Raw genomic sequence first — 18035 nt, 5'->3', positions numbered from 1 at the left:
GGCGGTGGACACGACCTGCACTATGGAAGGAAGGCGGTGGGTCCACCGTCGGCTCGAACGAGAGAGCTGCAATGGACATGTCACGGGATGGGGCGCCGCAGCCCGGATACGAGGCTGCCGAGGCGGTGGCCGGGCGCGGCCTGGAGGTGGCCGCGCAGATCCTGCGGTCGGTGCCGGACACGCTGGGCGCCCACTCCGGCGGTCTCTACCTGCTGTCGGAGGACCAGCAGGTGCTCGAACTGGTCATGACGTTCGGAGCGGTCCGGCAGTTCACCAGGCCGTGGCAGCACATCGGCATGAGCGCGCCGATTCCGGTGGTCGAAGCCGTGCGCAGCGGCCAGGCCGTCTGGGTCGGCGGTGCGGAGGAGATGGCGCGACGCTACCCCAGGGTCGCGGTCGCCATGCCCTACGCTTTCGGCCTCGCGGCGGCGCCGCTCGTCACGCGCAGGACCACGTACGGCGCCGTCTTCGGCATCTGGCCCGCCGCCCACCCCGCCGAGCTGTCCCCCCGCGAACGCGACCTGCTCGACGCGCTCGCGCTGCGCCTGGCCGAGCTGCTGGCGGAGGCGGCCAGGGCGGGCCGTCCGATCAGGCCCTCCCCCCGCGCCGCGACGGCGGAGAACCGGTCCGCCAACGCCCTGACCATGGTGGCGGCGCGACTGCCGGAGGGCATCTGCGGCATCGACCTGGACGGCCGGCTGGCGGCGGTCACGCCGGCCGCCGCCGAACTGCTCGGCGCGCCGGTGGAGCGGCTGCTGGGCGTCCGGCCGTGGACGGCGCTGCCCTGGCTGCGCGATCCGGTGTACGAGTACCACTACCGGGCAGCGGTGATCGGCGGGGCGACCACCTCGTTCGTCGCCATGCGGCCGCCGGACCGGTGGCTGTCGTTCCAGCTCTACCCGGACGCCACCGGAGTCACCGCGCGGATCGCCGCCGCCGATGCCTCGCTGTACGAGCACACCGAGGCACCCGCCGAACAGGCGGTGCACACGCGGCCCGGAGCCCTCTACCACCTCCTGCACCTCGCCAGCGCGCTGACCGAGGCCATCAGTGTGCAGGACGTGGTGAGCATGGTCGCCGAGCAGATCCTGCCGGCCTTCGGCGGCCGGGCCGTCGCGGTCCTGATGGCCGAGGGCGGACGTCTGCGCCTCGCCGGTCATCGCGGCTATCCGGCCGGCCTGGTCGACCAGTTCGACGGCACCCGGCTGACGGAGCCCACGCCCGGTGTCCAGGCGTCGACCAACTCCGTGCCGGCGTTCTTCGAGACCCGTGCGGAGCTGGAACGGCTCTACCCGGACCGCCACGAGACGCAGGACGGGATGTCCGCCTGGGCCTATCTGCCCCTGGTGACCTCGCGCCGGCTGCTCGGCACCTGCGTGATGGCGTTCGACGAACCGCACCGCTTCGACGTCGAGGAGCGCGCCGTCCTCACCGCACTCGGAGGTCTGATCGCCCAGGCCCTGGACCGTGCCCGGCTGTACGACACCAAGCTCGTGCTCGCCCACGGTCTCCAGGAGAGCCTGCTGCCCCGTGCGCTGCCCGTCGTACGGAACCTGGAGATCAGCGCGCGCTACCTGCCGGCCACCGAGGGCATGGACGTCGGAGGCGACTTCTACGACCTCATCAGGGTGGGGCCCGACGCCGTGGCCGTCGTCATCGGTGACGTCCAGGGCCACAACGTCCACGCCGCCGCGCTGATGGGCCAGGTCCGCACTGCCGTCCGTGCCTTCGCCGCGGCCGATGCCGATCCGAGCACCGTGCTCGCGCGCACCAACCGCCTGCTGGCCGACCTGGACACGGCCCTGCTGGCCAGCTGCGCCTACCTCTGCGTCGATCTCGAACACCGCGAGGCCTGGCTGGCCAATGCCGGGCACCCCGTGCCCCTGCGGTACGGCCCGGACGGCCGGGCGGAGGCACTGGAGTCGCCCGGTGGCATGGTGCTCAACGTCGACCCCGATGCGGAGTACCCGCCGATCCGCATCGACCTGCCGATCGGCACCACCCTGGTCCTGTACACCGACGGCCTCGTCGACAGGCCCGGCACCGACCTCGACCAGGCGATGGCCGGCCTCGTCGACACGCTGGCCCGGCACGGCCGCGAACCGCTGGACCGGCTGGCCGATGCGCTGATCGGCCAGACCGGGCAGTCGGAGCACCGCACCGACGACATCGCGCTGCTGCTGGTCCGCTCCGTCCCCGGGTGAACGGACGCGGTCCGTCGCCGGGTGAACGGACGCGGTCCGTCGCGGTGAACCGACGGCGGGAAGAAAGTGGCGGCCGGCCCGGGTCCGGTCAGATCCGCTCGGCGGACCAGTGGGGGTCGCGGCCGGTGAGGGCCAGCAGGAGCTCCTGGGCGTCGGCACCCGGCAGTGCGGTGAGCGGCGGGTCGAACAGGCCGGTGCCGGCCAGGTCGCGGTAGCCCCGGAACTCCGCGAGCGCGTACCGGGCGGCGCCCTGCGGCATCCGGCCGCTCTCGCCCAGCGCCCGGGCGAGGTCCCAGCTGTGCACGACGGTCTCGGCGGTCAGCTCACGGACGTACCCGCCGACGTCCCGCACCCCGTACGACACGTGCACCAGGAGGTCGGGGGCGCCCGGCCGGCCGAGCGCGCGTACGGCGCTGTCCACGGCCATCTCCCACACGCCGAGCGGGTTACGGCCCAGGACGTCCCCCTGGAAGCGGCGGCCGATCTGGTCGGGGGTGTAGCCGGCGATCGCCTGGCAGACCCAGAGGTGCTGGGCGGCCAGGTGGTTCACCAGCGTGCGCACCTCCCAGTCACGGCAGGGGGTGGGCGCCGACCACTGGTCCTCGGGAGCGGTCCGGATCAGCCGGGCCACCTCCGCCCCGGCGGCTGCGTAGTGGCGGCGGACCTCCGTGTGGGTCCCGGACGGGTGCGGACATTCCATCGCCGGGCCTCCGTTCCTGCCCTGCTCCCTCCCAGTAAACCGCTACGGGGCGTGACAGGCCAGAGGTGCCGGGCCGGTTTCGACGGCGAGGCCGGTCGGCGCTGTCGTGGTGACGCCGGGTGCCCGTCCGGGCCGTGGCGGACGGCTGTCCGCCGCCCGGCCGTCCCTCGCCACCCCGGCACCGTCACGGCCCGTGCCCGGTCCGTGTCCGTGTCCGGTCGGTGGCCGCTCCGAGGGGGCGCGGCGGCCCTCTCGGAGCGGTCCGTCATGGTGACAGGGTGTTCACGGACCGGGGGCTGCCGCCGGCGTTCCGGCCGCGTCCCCGCCGCGGGCGCCGCCCTGCCGTACCCGGAACACGTACCGGACCCGGATCACGTACCGACCGCCGGCGGGGCTCGCCCGCCCAGCGGCGGGCAGGCGACCCTGGCCGAGATCGTCCGGAAATCGCGCGGCTTCCGGTCCGGAAGGGCTCAGACCTCCATGCCTGCGTATTCCAGCGTCACCTGGAAGTCGGGCCCGTCGACCTGGGCGTGGAAGATGAGCCCCGCCCGGATCCTCGCGGACAGCTCGGCGGGGTGTTCGTCGGTCCATTCGGGGGCCTCGACGGGGGTCACGAACGAACTGAGGACGATATCCGCATCCACCCGGACCTCGCCCAGAGTGAGTCCGGATTCGAAGGCCTCCACCAGGTGCCACTCCACCGTCAGGAGGTCGGGCTCCAGGTGCTCGATCGTGGCGTCGGACGCACCCGACAGCTCGGGCACGTCCGGTTCGAGGCCCAGCTCTATGACGTCGCCGTGCAGGTCCTCGCAGGCGCTGACCACGGCTTCGCGCAGCGCTTCGTCGAGTGTCCGCGCCCTCGGCGCCACAGGACCGTGAACCGGGATCCGCAGGACGACGACCTCCGACGTCCGGCCGGCGCCGTGGACGGTGGTCACGCCGACATCGGGCGAGATGTCGAACAGCTCGGAGTCCCGTATACCGTCGGATCGGTCGAGCACGACAGTGACCCTGAGAGGCTCTCTCACGCTGCTGATCATGATCGCGTCCACTGGGCCCAGTCCGCGAAGACTCACGGTGCGAACGTCCACAGGCATACGGAAGTCACCGTCAGCCTCCTGGACGTAAAGCGTCGTCACGTCGGATTCCGCCCGACGGACGACGAGTTCGGGTTCCAGATTGCGGGCGAGGAAGTCTTCGACCGAGCGCTCCACCATCGCCGACGGCCTCTTCTCGGTCAGCGTGATGACGTGGTTGCTGGCGAGCGTGATCAGCGCCAGGAGGATGCGGTGGATCTCGTTGTAGAACCGCACGGGATACCGGGCCACCAACTGGCCTCGCACGGCATGGCACACCTGGGCGAAGACGTCGCGGAGGTGGGGCTCGACATAGCCTGGCGCTCTCCGGTTGCGGAGCATCGCGAGCGGGCGCCTTGACGCGCCTGAGCCGTCTCGCATCCCGCTGGCCGCGTCCCGGTGCACGCCGGCGGCGACGGTGGGGAAGTCCAGTAGTTCCGGTGCACCCGGTAGTCCCATCTGCAGTAGGCCGAAGAGGTGATCGGCGAGCAGGAGCGAGTGTTCCGTGGCGTTCACGTCATGGGTGGACAACGCGTAGAAGTCCGACTCCGGGCTGCCGTACCCGAGATGCGCCCCGGCTCTGCTGCTGCCGCACAGGTCCATCAGCAGCACCACTCGGTCGGGCGGCTTTCGGGCGAGAACCGCGCTCAGCCGGGAGAGCAGAAGCCCCGCGGTGTCGTCCAGCGCCAGGAGAGTGTCGGTGCCGCGCGCCCCACTCGTGACACCGTGCCCGGCGAAGTACACCAGAACGGTGTCATCGGCCCGGTCGCAGGCGGCCCGGAGAGCGTCGAGCACCATCTCGGGTGAGCTCGGGTCGAGTAGGGTCTGGCAGCGGTCGGTGCTGAGGTTCCAACTGTTCGACGAGGTCAGAACCGACCGCATGTCCTCCAGCGCCTGTTCGACACCGGGGGGCGATTGCAACGCCCGGTACCCGGACACTCCGATGAGCAGTGCCGCGCTTCTGGCCGGGTCGGGGAACTCGGGCCCGGCGGATTCGGCCTCCGTCGGTTCCTCGTGCGAGAGCGCCGGTTCGGGCGTGTCTGCCCGGGCTTCCCGTCGACCTCCGTCGAGCACCGCCAGCAGCTCGTCCGAAGCCACCGCGAACGGCTGGACGTCAGGCGGGAGGAGGGCCGGGTCCTCCACCGCGACGGCCGCCAGCCCGCGGCCTGCCTGGGGCCGGTGCGAGGCGATGTGGCGGGTCAGGGCGGTCTGGACCGTCCACGCGTCGTGACGGGTGACCAGGCGGGACAGTCGGGTGCGGGCGGCCTCGTGGAAGGTGAGGATGGCCGGGGCGTTCTCCACGACCTGGATGTCGAGGAGGCCGCTCGTGAGCAGCTCGGCGACGTCACCGACGGTGGCCTCCGGCACCGCCGTCTGGCGGACGAGCTGGAGCAGCGGGAGGCTGAGACGGGTGAACGGGCTGCACAGGGCCGCCAGTTGCCTCGCTGCCGGGGAAGCGGTGTGCAGGAAGGCCGCCGTGCGCCGCGCGGCATCGGGGGCAGGCTCGGCATGGTCGGCGAAGGGGGAGTCGAGGACGCCCGACGCGGGGACGAGCACGGCATCGTAGCCCGCCGGTGCGCCGCGCATCACGCCGTTGGCCCAGCGGTGGAGTGAGTGCGGGGTGAGGGCGAGGGTCGGCAGCGGCATCCAGCCGGGGTCGGTGCCGAAGAGGGCGCTCACCATCAGTGGTACGTCGTAGGAGAGTTCTGTGTTGTGGGCCGACGGCTTGCGGTTCTGTACCCGGACGGTCGGCAGGTCGAGGCCCGTGGCGCTCCATAGCCTGCTGGGTAGCGGGTTGAGCAGTACCACCGGTGTGCCGGCGCCCCAGGAGCGCAACAGCTGCCAGGATTCCGGCCGGCGCCAGCCGGGGGCCGCGCAGTCGGAGAGGACGAGGATCAGCCGCCGCCCTCCCGGTGCGGTCACCCGGCCACGGGGGACGGCGCGGCCGCGGTCATCCGTGATCGGCGGCTCGCCGTCGACGGTGAGCCGCAGCGACCGGACCCGGCGGAACGCGCCGATTCCCGCCAGCAGGGTGGTGAACTCCTCGATGGTCTCCCGCCACACCTCCATGGTCGGATGGGTGTCGACCAGGACGACGACCTCGAACCACGGCTCCGGTGCGGGACCGAGGACGGGCGCGAGCTCGCCGCCCCGGGCGTATTCGCGTACGGTCGCCTCCAGGTCCAGTGCCCGCCGCACACCGCGCGGGTGGCGGCGCTTGAACGGGCGCAGCGCACGGCCGAGTTCAAGGGCGTGTGGCAGCGCCCGGCCGGCAGCCACCCGCACCGGGCGGCCTGGCGCTGAGGGCCCGGCAGGCAGGTTCTCGTACAGCGGCACGCCGGGGACGGCCTCGGGCGCCGGGTTCGGCAGGGTGTCCGGCGAGGGAGCGGCCGTGCTCGGGCGCGTCCCCTCCGGTAGACCGGCCGCGGCGGACGGCGACGGCATGCTCGCCGGCTCGCCACCGTCGGTCGTGTCCTCGCCCGAGTTGGCGGCGAGCCAGAGCGCGTCCGCCACCGTGGCGGCGTCCGTGTCCGGAGGCAGGATCCGGCTGAGAGCCGCGACCAGGCCGACGACTCGGTCACCCACCGGAAAGATCCCGCAGCATCAGGTCCAGTAGCCGGCTTCGCAGTGCCCCGGTGGGCGCGTCCGCGTCGGTGACCAGCCGGACCGCGTTCAGGAGTTGGTCCACCGCCAGGCTGTCCCCGCGGGCGACCCGCTCGGCGAACGCACTGATGAGTGTGGCTGCTTCGCCCAGCTCGTCGCGTCGGAGCCCCAGATGGGACTCGACGGCCCGGCACAGCGTCTCCTCCGTGGGAGTCGGCATGTCGAAGCGGATGCAGCGGCGCAGGAACGGCGCGGGGAAGTCCCGCTCGCCGTTGCTGGTCATCACGATGAACGGGAATGTCGTGCACTGCACCAAGCCGTCCACGACGGTGTGGGTGGCCTTCGCGTCCCACTCCCGGACGGCCACCTCCCGGGTCGAGTGCCGCGCGAGTTCATGGATCTCGAACCGCCCGCTCTCCAGAACATCAAGGAGGTCGGCGGGCAGGTCGATGTCGCTCTTGTCGATCTCATCGACGAGGAGTGCCCGGGGCCGGTTCCCGGGAAGCAGCGCGGTGCCCAGTGGGCCGAGTTGGAGAAAGGGCGCGATGTCCGCGGGTTCCTCCGAGCGCCCCTGCTGGAGCCGGAGCGCGTGGATGTGCCCGAGCGCGTCGTACCGGCACAGGGCCTCCGGCAGGGTGCTGCGCGAGGTGATGTGCCACCGCAGGACCGGGCCCAGCTTCAGTTCGGCCGCGACCTGCTCGATGACCGTCGACTTTCCCGTGCCGGTGTTGCCGGTGATCAGCAACGGTCGGTGCAGGTAGAGGGCGGTGTTGACGGCGTCGGTGAGGCCCTCCGGCGGAAGGAACGCCTTGTGGGCGTCGTTCCGGGTAAAGCTGCGCCACGGCGGCGGAGGTGCGAGTTCGACGTCCCGTGGCTCGCCGTCGCCTCGGTAGTAGTTGTTCCAGGACATCAGGTGCTCCTCGGGGCGGGGGAGGGGTGCTGCGCGTAGCGGCTGCAGAAGTCGAGCCAATCGCGGTCGTGCCACGCCGAGCGGACGTCGGCCAGGTCGTCGAGGTGGCCATCGGTCTCCGGGTCTCGGCCGCCGGGGCCGTGCCAGCGACGGCGGTAGGCGTCGCTGAAGCCGTCGGGCAGGGTTTCCCAGAGGTGGGCCAGACAGGGCCACTCGGTGCGGGAGAGGTCGGCGTCCGCGCTCGGCCAGAACAGGATCGGGGTGTACGGCAGCAACGTCGTGACGAGATCCTGAAGGTGGGGTGGGTGGTGGCCGATCCCGATCGCCCGCTGGTACGCGCCCCTCTGCAAGGCGCGCAGCAGTTGCGGCGTGCCGGCGCCTGCCAGGTCCACCCAGTCGACCGGTGCGCCTTGGTCGAGGGAGGCTCTGTCCATCTTCTCCAGCAGGGCACGGGCGTGTTCGTTCATGCCGCGGATGTAGCCCGGCACGACGAGCCGTCCGGCCCAGCGGAGGGTCACGGTGCGAGTGGCGCCCAGGACGAACATGCCGACCATGGTCTGTTCGGGATGCCAGTCGAGCAGGACGGGCGCGGGAACGACGATGTCGACGTGTGTCACCTGAACCTCCCCGGGAAGCCGGTCCTCGGCCCAGGCGACCACCTCGGGAAGTGCCTTCTCCACACCGTGCCGGTCCGGCACGCAGGGGAAGTGCTGGTGGTGGACGCAGTCGGGCCCGCTACGCAGGCAGGCGGAGAGGGAATCAGGCCAGTCGACCCGGGCGGCGTGCAGGCTGACCACCAGCCGGAGCGCCCGCCCGTGCGAACGGTGTGCCTCGTGCATCGCGCGGGCGTCGTTCAGCGCGATCTCGGCGCCGGTCTGCTCGGCCCAGTGCCTCACCCTGGCATCCGACGGGTCGAACCCGCACGCCTCCGCCGCTGCGACCACGTACCAGGCCAGCGCGAGGTACGTGGGCTGCTGACTGTCCGTCATCGTCGCCAGCAGGGCGGCGTGTTCGAGGAGGTACTGGAGCAGCGGTCGGCCGGCGAGCGCTGCGGGCGGTCGGACCGGCCCGGGGAGGCGGTCGGCCCATTGGCGGTTGAACTCGGCGGCCAGGCGGCGGAGCAGCGGCGTGTTCAAGGCAGGACCGGCCGACTCCAGAACGAGGCGGCCGGTGTCCATGGCAGCGACCACGCCCGCGGCGACCTCAACGGCCCACCCCGCGCCGGAGCCGGCGGCCTGTGCGGCCAGCTCGACCAGGCCCTGACGAGTCCAGACGGCCGGTGCGGCCGGGGCGTCAGGCCAATTCCGGAGGGCCCTGGCGATGTGGTCGGTGCCGATCCGGCCGATGGCCGCGCTCGGCCGCCATGCGGGGCGTTGGCTGTTCAGCGCGAGCCACAGCGGTCCGTCGGCGTCGGAGTCGCCGTCGAACTCGAACGCCTTGACGTTCTGCTGTCTCAGCCTCCCTGCTACTGGCAGCTTCACCACTCCGGTGCGCAGGAACTCGCCCTCCCCCGGAACGCCCTGGGTCAGTGTGGCGACGAGCTCCCGGGTGAAGCTCAGGCCGTACGCCTCCTGCCGGGCGCCGCACGCCGCCAGCACGGCGATTCGCTTGCCTCCGGCGTTGAAGCCTCCGATCAGCGCGCTGATGTCCGGCATCGCGGCTTCGGCGTGGCAGGTGTCGATCACCGCGATGACTCCGGCCACCCCCCTGCAGTCCGCCGCCATCTCGAGCAGGGCCGGCACGTCGACGGACGTGTCGGTCTCGTCGGCCTCGCTGTCCGCGGCCATGTACCAGAGCCGCGTCCCGTTCGAGGGCGTCTGGCCGTGGCCCAGGAAGGCGAGGACGAGCGTCGCCCCGGCCTGGCCGGCCGCGCGGACGGCTGCGCGGACGGCCTCGTCGATCTCGCGTCGGCCCACCGATCCCGACCGGAGGCGGGTGGCTTCGGCCGCGGGGCTGGGCAGGCAGCCCCCGATCGCCGGGTCGGTGAGCGCCCTGAACAGATCGTCGGCCGCCGACTCCAGCTGCGGCAGCTTTTCCCCCGCCGCGTCCGACTGGGTGGCTATCAGCAGGACATGGCGGGCCGGGGGCTGCCACGCCTCGTTCATGACCGCGCGGTCCAGGCTGCCAGCGTCTCCATCACGGGCTTCGCGATCTCTTGGCGCCTCAGGTAGGTCGTCGCGGTGTGGGACCAGAACAAGGCCGACTCCAGCCGATCGGGAACCGGCTGCACACCCGCGGTGTTGGGCGCGACGAGGTCGGCCAGCCTGCGCTTCGGCACGACGACGTCGTCACCGTCCCGGAAGTCGAGCCAGGCGGCGACCGACTCGGGAGTCGCGGGGGGACGGGGGCGCAGCAGAGGCCAGATGAAGCCTCGCATGGCGATCGGCGAGCCGACCGTGACGAACAGCTCGACCGGGCCCCGATATTCGGCCAGCGCCTCCAGCGCCACGACGGTGCCCAGTGAATGGGCCACCACGATCGTGGGCCTTCCCGGATCGAGACAGTCGAGCACCCGCTCACGAATCCGCTGGTCCAGCGTTCTGCCGGACTCGTCCGACTCGGCCCGTCGCAGGTAGCGGCCCGGCTGGGAGAGGATCCCGAGGAGTTCGCGCTGGCTCAGCTTCCGGGCACCCCAGCTCAGCCCGGGGAGGGAGGCGACAGCGGCGAGCAAGCTGCTGAGGTGCCGGCCGGCATTTCCGATGCCCTGTGCCTCGCCGTCCGGCCGCACCTGAGCACGGATCCGGGCCAGGCGCCGGTTGTCGCGGTGTTCGGGCAGGACGGCCAGCTCGCCGAGGAACTCCTCCAGCAGGCCGAGAACGATGTCCGTCTGATCCTCGTCCAACCCCTCCGCTCCGGCCGACCCCTGGGCCTGTCGGTCCGAGGCGAACAGGTCCCCGTAGTAGGCGAACGAGCAGTCGGCTGACCACTCCGCGGTCAATGCGGAGATCTCTGAGGCGTACCCGGACTCCCGCGCGCCCTCGGCCAGCGCCCTCTTCCAGTCGGTGAGTTCCGCCTGCGCGTCGCGCCGGCCGCCGATCCCGTGCACAAAGACCAGCTTCGGCTTCACACGCTCGATCGCCATGGTCCGTTCCCCCGCTCCACCAACGCGTCACCCCACCGGCACCGACTGCCCCGTCCGCGCGCAGCACTGCCCCTGCGTACCGGAGACGGCGGAAAAGAACCGTACCAACAGCACGGGTTCTGTGAGGAACCGACGAGGCATGTCCCGTCCGAAGGGCTCCGGCCACCGGCACCTCCCGGAGGGCCGATGCGCAGGCCGGTGCCGGTGAGCGCGCCGGCGTCGGCGGCGCGGGCGATGCCGAAGTCGATGACGCGGGGGCCGTCGGCGGCGATCGGGACGTGGGCTCCCGGGCCGATGCGGCGGCGAAGGCGAGGCTCCAGTCGCTCTTCCCCGGCCGCGTCGTCGAGCAGCTGAACATCGACTACATCGGCCTGGGCGGCGGCGGGATCCACTGCGTCACCCAGCCCCAGCCGGTCGCGTAGGCCTGTCCTCCCCGCGGCGGTCCCTTGCGGCCCTGGTGCGGCGACAAGGGGCCGCCGCGGGCGCGTCGGCCGAGATCGTCTCCGGCCGCGCCGGAAGCAGGCGTACAGGGCGGCATCGCCCTGTCGAATTCCGGTACGGCGGGTCATCGCGACGCGGTAATTCGGCCACTCGGAATCCAATTTCCTGACGCGCAATCACCTGTCCGAAATGCGAGCGGCGGACGGGAATGCGCCGCACCACGGGCCCGGGCCTCGTCCGGTCGCTGTACGAGACGGTAAGGTCACGGAACCGGAAAATAGCACCGGGAAATAACAATTGACTCCCGAAGGCTGTCCGGAATTCCGCCGGGGGCCTAGGCTGCGGCGCGTGTCGATATTTCGAAGACTTCGCGCTTCCGGCCCGCGTCTGCTGCCGGAACTCGATGACGTCAGACTCGGCCGCGTACGGCGGCAGCTGAATTCCCCCGGGATACCGGGCCAGGACGGCATTCAGATCGACCAGGTCGAGCGGCTTCTCCAGGAGGCCGGTACGGACTGGGACCGTCGTGGGCACCGATTCGCCGTGCTCGCCGAGGCCGCGGCGCCCTCGGGACTGGCCCGCACCTGGCGGCTGCGCCGCGCGCGCAACGCGGACTCACTGGTCTTCGAGGCGTGGGTCGAGCTGGTCCGCGGCCGGCACGCGGGGCGGATGGAGGACCCAGCGGCCGCCGCCGACCACTGCCACCGAGCCGCCGAGGCCCTCCCCGACGACCCCACGCCCTGGGTGGTGCTGCTGGGCATCCTGCGCCAGACCCGCGCCGATTCGCGCGAGCTGTTCGCCGTCTGGCACGAGGTGACCGCGCGGGACCCGTGGAACCGGGAGGCCCATCTGCAGATGCTGCGCTACCTGTCGCCGGAGGAGTGCGGTTCGCGCAGCGGTCAGCAGGAGTTCGTGCACGCCGTCCGGGCCGGGGTGCCGTCGACCGCGCCGGCCGTGGGCGTGGAGTTGACCGCGCTGGTCGACGAGCACGCCCGCACGCTCGCCCGGGGTGGCGTCGAGGGGCTGCTGGTGCGCCGCCAGTGGGCGACCCAGCGGGCCACCGGCGCGCTGGACGCCGCCCTGGCCGGCTGGCTCCGCCCCGGTCAGCTCACGCACGCGGCCGCCCGCGCCGACCTCAACCTGCTCGCCTACGCGCTGGTCCAGGCCGGGCGGGTGCGCGAGGGCGCGGCGACGTTCGACCTGATCGGCGACACGGTCACGCCCTGGCCCTGGGCGCTCGACGGCGACCCGCTCCGGCAGTTCGGCTACTGGCAGTCCAAGGCACTGGCCTGACACGCCGTCGGCCGTGGGGGAGTGACCCCCGGACATGCGTCAGGGATCCGCGACGGCCTGGATGCCGGTCAGGGCGACGAGGAGTCTGCCCTGATCGATGGCCGGGTGCTCCGGGCGGTCGTCACCGTCCGGAACACCCACCGGCCACCGAGCCGCAGCCGGCCTACCTGGCGAGTTCGACCGGTTCGTCCAGCCGTGTCAGCTTCTGCGGGTTTCTCACCACGTAGATCCGGGTGACCCGCCCCTCCTCCACCACGAGGCTCACCGTGGACGGCTCGCCGTCGATCTCGATCCGGCCCGCCGGCGCGCCGTTGAGCCACACGGTCGTCGTCTCGAACGCCGCCACCACCCGGTGGGCCCGCGCGAGCAACGGCGCCACCAGTCCGGCCCCGTGAACCGGAGCCAGAGCGGCAGCCACCAGTCCGCCACCATCGGCGACCATGACGACGTCCGGTGCCAGCACGTCCATCAATTCCTGTAACTGCCCCGTGCGCAACGCGAACAGGAACCGCTCCACCACGGCCCGCTGCTCCGACCGGCTCACTCCCGTCCGAGGCCGCCGGGCCGCCACGTGCTCGCGTGCCCGCCGCGCGATCTGCCGTACCGCGGCCGCGGACTTCCCGACGGCCTCGGCGATCTCGCCGTACGGCAGCTCGAAGACCTCGCGGAGCACGAACACCGCCCGCTCCGCCGGCCCGAGTGTCTCCAGCACGGTCAGCATCGCGATCGAGACGCTCTCCGCCAGTTCGACGTCCTCGGCAACGTCAGGACTGGTCAGGAGCGGTTCCGGCAACCACTCGCCGACGTAGTCCTCCCGCCTGCGCGACAAGGTCCGCAGGCGGTTGAGCGCCTGCCGCGTGACGACCCGGACGAGGTACGCCCGCGGATCCCGCAGCTGCGACCGGTCGACGTCGGCCCACCGCAGCCAGGACTCCTGCAGCACGTCCTCCGCGTCGGCCGCCGACCCGAGCATCTCGTAGGCGACGGTGAACAGCAGACGGCGATGGGCGACGAACGGATCCTCGGTCATGCCGTTTCCGCGACGTCGGACTTCTTCTGACGCTTTGCCAGCGGAATCGCGCAGGCGTCGCCGAAGCCCTGCGACGCGACCCCGTTCGCGTTGTTGTTCCTGGTCGCCATGTTGACGAAGGCGATGTAGGCGGTCAGCTCGACCATCGCCGCCGGGCCGAGCCGCTCCAGCAGACCCGCGTACAGCTCGTCGGTGACGGTCGGCGGCGTGTTCGTCATGGCCTCGGCGTACTCCAGCACGTCCCGCTCCAGCGGCGTGAACACCTCCGACTCCCGCCAGCGCGGCACCTGGCTCGCCTTGGTCAGGTCCAGGTTCTGGTTCTGCGCCTGGAAGTAGCCGACGTCGAGGCACCAGCTGCAGCCGACCTGAGCCGCGACGGCCATGTGCGCGAACGACTTGAGGCTCGCGTCGGCCGCATCCCACTCGCTCAGCCTGGCCGAGAACTCCAGGTTGGAGGTGGCCACCCCGGGGTTGTGCCACACCACCTCGACGGGCTCGGGCACGGCGCCGAGCTGCTTGATCATGTTCTCGCTCATCTCGGTGGGGAGCTTCGCCTTGGGAATGCGCAGTGTCATGGTGTTCCTTCCGTCGGACTGTCTGACATGAAGACACCGACACCCCCCTCGCCTGTGACAACGGCGGCCGGGGAGCGATCCGGTCCGCCGGTCCGCCGGTATGGCGAAGCGGCCGACGCGTACATCCGGGAAGGGGTCCGGGCCGGCGGTGGCGGCGGCGGTCGCCGCTGCCGCCGGAGCTCATGCCCAGGACAGGGCCGCCCGGGTGCGCCAGTACGCCTCGGCGGGCTCGGCGAGCGGGGCGAGGCCGGCCAGCCGGTCGGGGGTGAGGCCGAGCCCGGCGGCGGTGAGGTTCGACGCCAGCTGCGCGGGGGTGGCCGCCCCGGAGAGCACGATGTCCGCCCACGGCTGGGCCGCGGCCGCGGCCAGTGCGAGGGCGTCGCAGGACGCCCCGGTCCGGGCGGCGAGGGCACGCAGCGGGGCCGTGTCGGGCCCGGTGGCGTTGCGGTCGGCGAGGCGCCCGTTGGCCATGCCCTCCTTGACCACCACCAGCCAGCCCGCCGCGTGGGCCTCGGCCAGTGCGTCACCGGCGGACGGCTCCAGCAGGTTCCAGGTCGACTGGACGGCGGCGAACAGCGGCCGGCCCTCGGCCGTCACCTCCAGCGCCGCCCGGACGGTCGCGGCCTGGGCCGGGCCGCTGGTGGACAGGCCCACCCGGACGCCCTCGGCGGCCAGCTCCGCCAGCCGGGCGTGCAGCGCGGCATCGGTCAGCGCCGGGCTGTCCGGGGTGACCGAATGCACCAGGTACACGTCCAGCCGCTTGCCCAGCAGCTCCCTGGTCTCCTTGATCTGACGGTCGAACACTGCCGCCGAGTGCTCCTTGACCTCGTGCACCGGCACCCCGGAGGCCTGCCAGCCGGCGGTGTAGGTGTAGCCCCACTTACTTCCCACCCTCACGTCGGCGGCTGCCTGCGGCCGGGTGTCCAGCCACTCGCCGACGAACTCCTCGGCGCGGCCGTACGACCGGGCCGTGTCGAAGTACCGGACCCCCGCCGCGTAGGCGGCGTCGAGCAGGGCGTGCGTCCGCTCGCGCAGCGCCTCGACGGTGCGCTCGGCCGGCAGGTCGAGGTCGCGCCCCAGCGTGATGTAGCCGGGCCTCCCGACGGCGGCCGTGCCCAGGCCGAACCGCGCGAGCGGCGGGGCGGCGGGGTGGCCGGTGGCGGGTGCGGTCGGCATGGTGAGGGTCCCTTCGACGGTTCCGGCGGGCGGCGGCGCGCGCCCCACGGACTGAACCCTAGACGGGTCGCCGGGGACCCGGCGGACGGCACCGGGCCGCTGGCGCACTGGCGCCCGCGGCCCGGTGGGGCGGCCCGGCCCGGCCGGTCAGACCCGGTCGGCCGCGATCAGGACGTACTGGAAGGAGCCGTCCCTGTAGGAGTTGATGAACGCCTCCTCGATGCCCGTGACGAGGGAGGAGGTGGCACGCAGCTCCCAGTAGGGCAGGGTCGCGGGCGTCAGGTCGATGACGGCCTGCGGTACGAGGCGGTTGTCCGCCATGGCGCGCAGGTACTCGCGGCGGGAGTGGATGTTGCACTCGAAGTGCGCGTTGATCTGGGAGACCCACTTCGACGGCTGCCCGTAGGCGGGGTTCCAGCAGCCCGTGATGGTGACGTACCGGCCGCCGACGGCGAGGATGCGGGAGTGCTCGGCGAAGAGGTCGTGCAGGTCGACGTACATGCTGGACTCGTTGTTCCAGGAGCCCGCCACCCGGCCGGTCTCGAAGGGCATGTCGAGCATGTTGCAGACCTGGGCGCGGACGTGGTCCTCGATGCCGAGCTCCCGGGCGCGCCGGTTGCCGAACTCGGCCTGCTTGGCCGAGAGGGTGACGCCCTCCACCTTGCAGCCGAAGCGCTGGTGGGCCATGACGCTGGAGCCGCCCCGGCCGCAGCCGGCGTCCACGAGGGTGGCGTCGCGCCGGACGGCGCCCAGGTGGTCCAGGAGCACCTCGGCCTGCGCGGACTCCAGCCGGTGCAGCTCGGTGATCACCTTTTTTTCGCGCTCGCTGTCGTCCGGGTCGCCCAGCGAGGCGTGGTCGACGTCGCCGATGCCGTAGTGGTGGTGGTAGAGGCCGTCGACGTCACCGAGGCGCAGGTTCACGGGCCGGGCCTCATGGTCCCAGTACCGGGCGATGTCGCCCTGGTAGGGAGTGGCCGGGCCGGGGAGGGAGACGGTGGTCGCGGGGAGGTCGGTCGTCGTCACGGGATGAGCTCCTTGGTTACCAGAAATCGGGAAGGCTGTAGCGGTAGGTGTTGGTCCGGTGCCAGTAGTGGTTGCCGTCGACCCACACGGCTACGCCGCGCAGGAACCGCACCAGGGACGGTGAGGGCCAGGCGGCGGCCAGGGCGGCGGCCTCGGCCTCGAAGTCGTGCATGAGGTCGTTGTGCACCTCGACCGCCTTCAGGTAGGCGTCGCGGTCGGCGAGGTCCTCCTGCTCGGCGAGGACCACGGGCAGGTTCAGGTGCCGGCCGGGGCCGGCCAGTTCCTTGGTGTAGGAGTACAGGTCGTTGACGATCGTCGTGGCATTGGACGCGAGCGCGATGACCCGTTGCAGGGCGGGCAGGGCGTGGAGGTCGGCGGGCAGTTCGTAGCCGCCGACGGTGTCCGTGATCGTCGGGCAGGGGCGGAAGTTGTTGAACTGGCGCATCGCCAGGTACTCCCACACCGCCGGCACGTGGTCCGTCTCGGCCCAGGCGGCCTCGGCGAGGTACCCGAGGTGCAGGCGGGCCATGTCGTGCCGGAACCGGTCGGTCTGGGCCGGCGTGGCCGCGCGGGTGAAGTAGTCCATGGCGGAGCGGTAGGCGCGCCGGGGGGCGTCCTCGTGCAGCGACTCCGCCCAGGCCGGCTGGTACTCCCGCGTGGTGTGCACGGGGTCGAGAGCCGTGTGCGCCAGGAGGAGGCGCCCGCCGAGCCCGATCGGCGAGCCCCCGTGGTCCTCGCAGTAGCAGTCGTCGACCGCGTTCTCGGCGGCCATCAGCCGGGCGGCGATCATCAGGTGCTCGATGTCCGGCGCGTCGGGATGGCAGGCGACCATGTAGCGGCCCACCGAGAAGCCGTCGAACTGGTCCTCCCACTCCGGCGGGTAGAGCTCGACCTCGTCCTCCGCCCAGGCCTTGATCCGGCGGCCGACCTCCGCGGAGCGTTCGGCGTCCGGCTCGGGCACCGGGTGGTGGTACAGGCCCGGGATCGGATCGCCGGGCTTCGGGCGCCCCTCGCGCCGCCCCGGGTGCAGGCTCGCCGTCCCCAGGCCGCTGGGGCCGCCGAGGATCCGCTCCAGGGCCGTACGGCTCATGACCGTACCGCCGGGGTCTCCCCGTTGCCGGTCTCCACGCTGTTCCCGGATCTGGTGTCCGCGGACATGGAAGTGCCTCCCTCTGTGAAGGACTGACGTCGAAGAAGCGCATGCCATGACAGGCCGTCACCTGGCATGGCAGAAAAGGGATCGCCGCATCGGGCGTCCCTTGTCGCTTGCTGATCAACGGTAGGCGGGGCGGCGGGCCCCGCGGCGCTACGGAGTGTTCTCTGTACCCGATAGGGTGAACGTTCGGGATTCCCAGGTTTGAAGCGCACAGCCAGCCTCCGCGGCTCTCCGCGGCGGAGGGGCCGGGCCCCGGGGGCCGGCCCTAGCCCTGCGGGGCGGCGGTCTCGGGGAAGGCGCGGCCCAGCAGGGTGTGGAGGGTGTCGCGCTCGTCGGGTGTGAGCTGTTCCAGGGCGGTGAGGCCGGACATCAGCTCGGCGCGGATGCGGCCGACGGTGTGCTCGCCCTGGTCGGTCAGCACGATGTTCTTGATCCGGCGGTCGGCCGGGTCGGCCTCGCGGCGGACGAGGTGCTGCGCGGTGAGCCGGTCGACGATCCCGGTGACGTTCGAGGCGTCGCAGGCCAGCAGCTCGGCGAGGGCGCGCATGGGCCGGGGGCGGATCAGCAGGCTGAGCGTCTTGCCCTGCATCAGCGTGAGCCCGTGCCCGGCGGCCACCGTGGCGAAGTGGCGGTAGTAGGCCGCGGCCACCCGCGCGAGCCGGTCCATCAGCTCTTCGGGGGAGGGGGAGGGTGCGGGCCGGGGCGTCTGGAGCATGCCTCCAGCATAGGGAGATTGCTTGACATCATCAACCATTGAGGTCTACC

13 protein-coding genes and 1 pseudogene are annotated in these 18035 nt (G+C 72.1%); 3 read left to right on the top strand and 11 right to left on the bottom strand.

What is annotated here, in order from left to right; genetic code table 11:
- Nucleotides 1–77: 77 nt before the first annotated feature.
- On the top strand, nucleotides 78–2204 hold the full coding sequence (locus OG286_RS05495; protein WP_405364798.1) for a SpoIIE family protein phosphatase: 2127 nt from the start codon (nucleotides 78–80) through the stop codon (nucleotides 2202–2204).
- Between the two features lie 88 nt (nucleotides 2205–2292).
- On the opposite strand, the gene OG286_RS05490 is transcribed toward OG286_RS05495, so the two are convergent.
- From OG286_RS05490 to OG286_RS05470, 5 genes are all read right to left on the bottom strand, one after another.
- Complete coding sequence (locus OG286_RS05490) at nucleotides 2293–2904, bottom strand: TIGR03086 family metal-binding protein (RefSeq protein ID WP_405362897.1); 612 nt, start codon at nucleotides 2902–2904, stop codon at nucleotides 2293–2295.
- A gap of 470 nt (nucleotides 2905–3374) precedes the next feature.
- Nucleotides 3375–6566 carry an SAV_2336 N-terminal domain-related protein gene (locus OG286_RS05485; RefSeq protein ID WP_396323314.1) on the bottom strand — a complete coding sequence of 1064 codons (3192 nt, stop codon included), beginning with the start codon at nucleotides 6564–6566 and terminating at the stop codon, nucleotides 3375–3377.
- Nucleotides 6559–7494 (bottom strand): AAA family ATPase, encoded by a 936-nt coding sequence (locus tag OG286_RS05480; protein WP_396323315.1) that lies wholly within the window; start codon nucleotides 7492–7494, stop codon nucleotides 6559–6561. The genes OG286_RS05485 and OG286_RS05480 overlap by 8 nt, the downstream gene beginning before the upstream one ends.
- A complete protein-coding gene (locus OG286_RS05475) occupies nucleotides 7494–9599 on the bottom strand; it encodes a hypothetical protein (protein ID WP_396323316.1) in 2106 nt (701 codons plus the stop codon). Before OG286_RS05475 ends, OG286_RS05480 begins: the two co-directional genes overlap by 1 nt.
- Nucleotides 9596–10576, bottom strand: coding sequence for an alpha/beta fold hydrolase (locus OG286_RS05470; RefSeq protein ID WP_396323317.1), 981 nt, complete (start codon nucleotides 10574–10576; stop codon nucleotides 9596–9598). The genes OG286_RS05475 and OG286_RS05470 overlap by 4 nt, the downstream gene beginning before the upstream one ends.
- A 278-nt stretch (nucleotides 10577–10854) precedes the next feature.
- Here OG286_RS05470 and OG286_RS05465 point away from each other — a divergent pair, with 278 nt between their 5' ends.
- Both OG286_RS05465 and OG286_RS05460 read left to right on the top strand, forming a co-directional pair.
- Nucleotides 10855–10998, top strand: coding sequence for an agmatine deiminase family protein (locus OG286_RS05465; protein ID WP_396323318.1), 144 nt, complete (start codon nucleotides 10855–10857; stop codon nucleotides 10996–10998).
- A gap of 367 nt (nucleotides 10999–11365) precedes the next feature.
- Nucleotides 11366–12310, top strand: coding sequence for a hypothetical protein (locus tag OG286_RS05460; protein ID WP_396323319.1), 945 nt, complete (start codon nucleotides 11366–11368; stop codon nucleotides 12308–12310).
- Nucleotides 12311–12473: 163 nt separating this feature from the next.
- Here the strand turns inward: OG286_RS05460 and OG286_RS05455 are convergent, their stop codons facing one another.
- The 6 genes and pseudogenes from OG286_RS05455 to OG286_RS05430 all read right to left on the bottom strand — a co-directional run bounded on the left by OG286_RS05455 (nucleotide 12474) and on the right by OG286_RS05430 (nucleotide 17985).
- Nucleotides 12474–13340 (bottom strand): RNA polymerase sigma-70 factor, encoded by an 867-nt coding sequence (locus OG286_RS05455; protein ID WP_396323320.1) that lies wholly within the window; start codon nucleotides 13338–13340, stop codon nucleotides 12474–12476.
- Entirely contained in the window at nucleotides 13337–13915 is a 579-nt protein-coding gene (locus OG286_RS05450; protein WP_396323321.1) for a carboxymuconolactone decarboxylase family protein, read from the bottom strand. Before OG286_RS05450 ends, OG286_RS05455 begins: the two co-directional genes overlap by 4 nt.
- Nucleotides 13916–14095: 180 nt before the next feature.
- Nucleotides 14096–15091 (bottom strand): aldo/keto reductase, encoded by a 996-nt coding sequence (locus OG286_RS05445; RefSeq protein WP_396323322.1) that lies wholly within the window; start codon nucleotides 15089–15091, stop codon nucleotides 14096–14098.
- 147 nt (nucleotides 15092–15238) lie between these two features.
- Complete coding sequence (locus OG286_RS05440; protein WP_396323323.1) at nucleotides 15239–16114, bottom strand: geranyl diphosphate 2-C-methyltransferase; 876 nt, start codon at nucleotides 16112–16114, stop codon at nucleotides 15239–15241.
- Between the two features lie 16 nt (nucleotides 16115–16130).
- Nucleotides 16131–17102, bottom strand: a pseudogene (locus OG286_RS05435) (family 2 encapsulin nanocompartment cargo protein terpene cyclase); the annotation flags it as partial.
- A 433-nt stretch (nucleotides 17103–17535) separates the two neighbouring features.
- Complete coding sequence (locus tag OG286_RS05430) at nucleotides 17536–17985, bottom strand: MarR family winged helix-turn-helix transcriptional regulator (protein ID WP_396323324.1); 450 nt, start codon at nucleotides 17983–17985, stop codon at nucleotides 17536–17538.
- Nucleotides 17986–18035: the final 50 nt, after the last annotated feature.

This window comes from Kitasatospora sp. NBC_00039, from assembly GCF_045160625.1.
Lineage (GTDB): Bacteria > Actinomycetota > Actinomycetes > Streptomycetales > Streptomycetaceae > Kitasatospora.
Note: the sequence above shows the minus strand (reverse complement) of the source record. Positions and strands in the feature narration are given on the sequence as shown.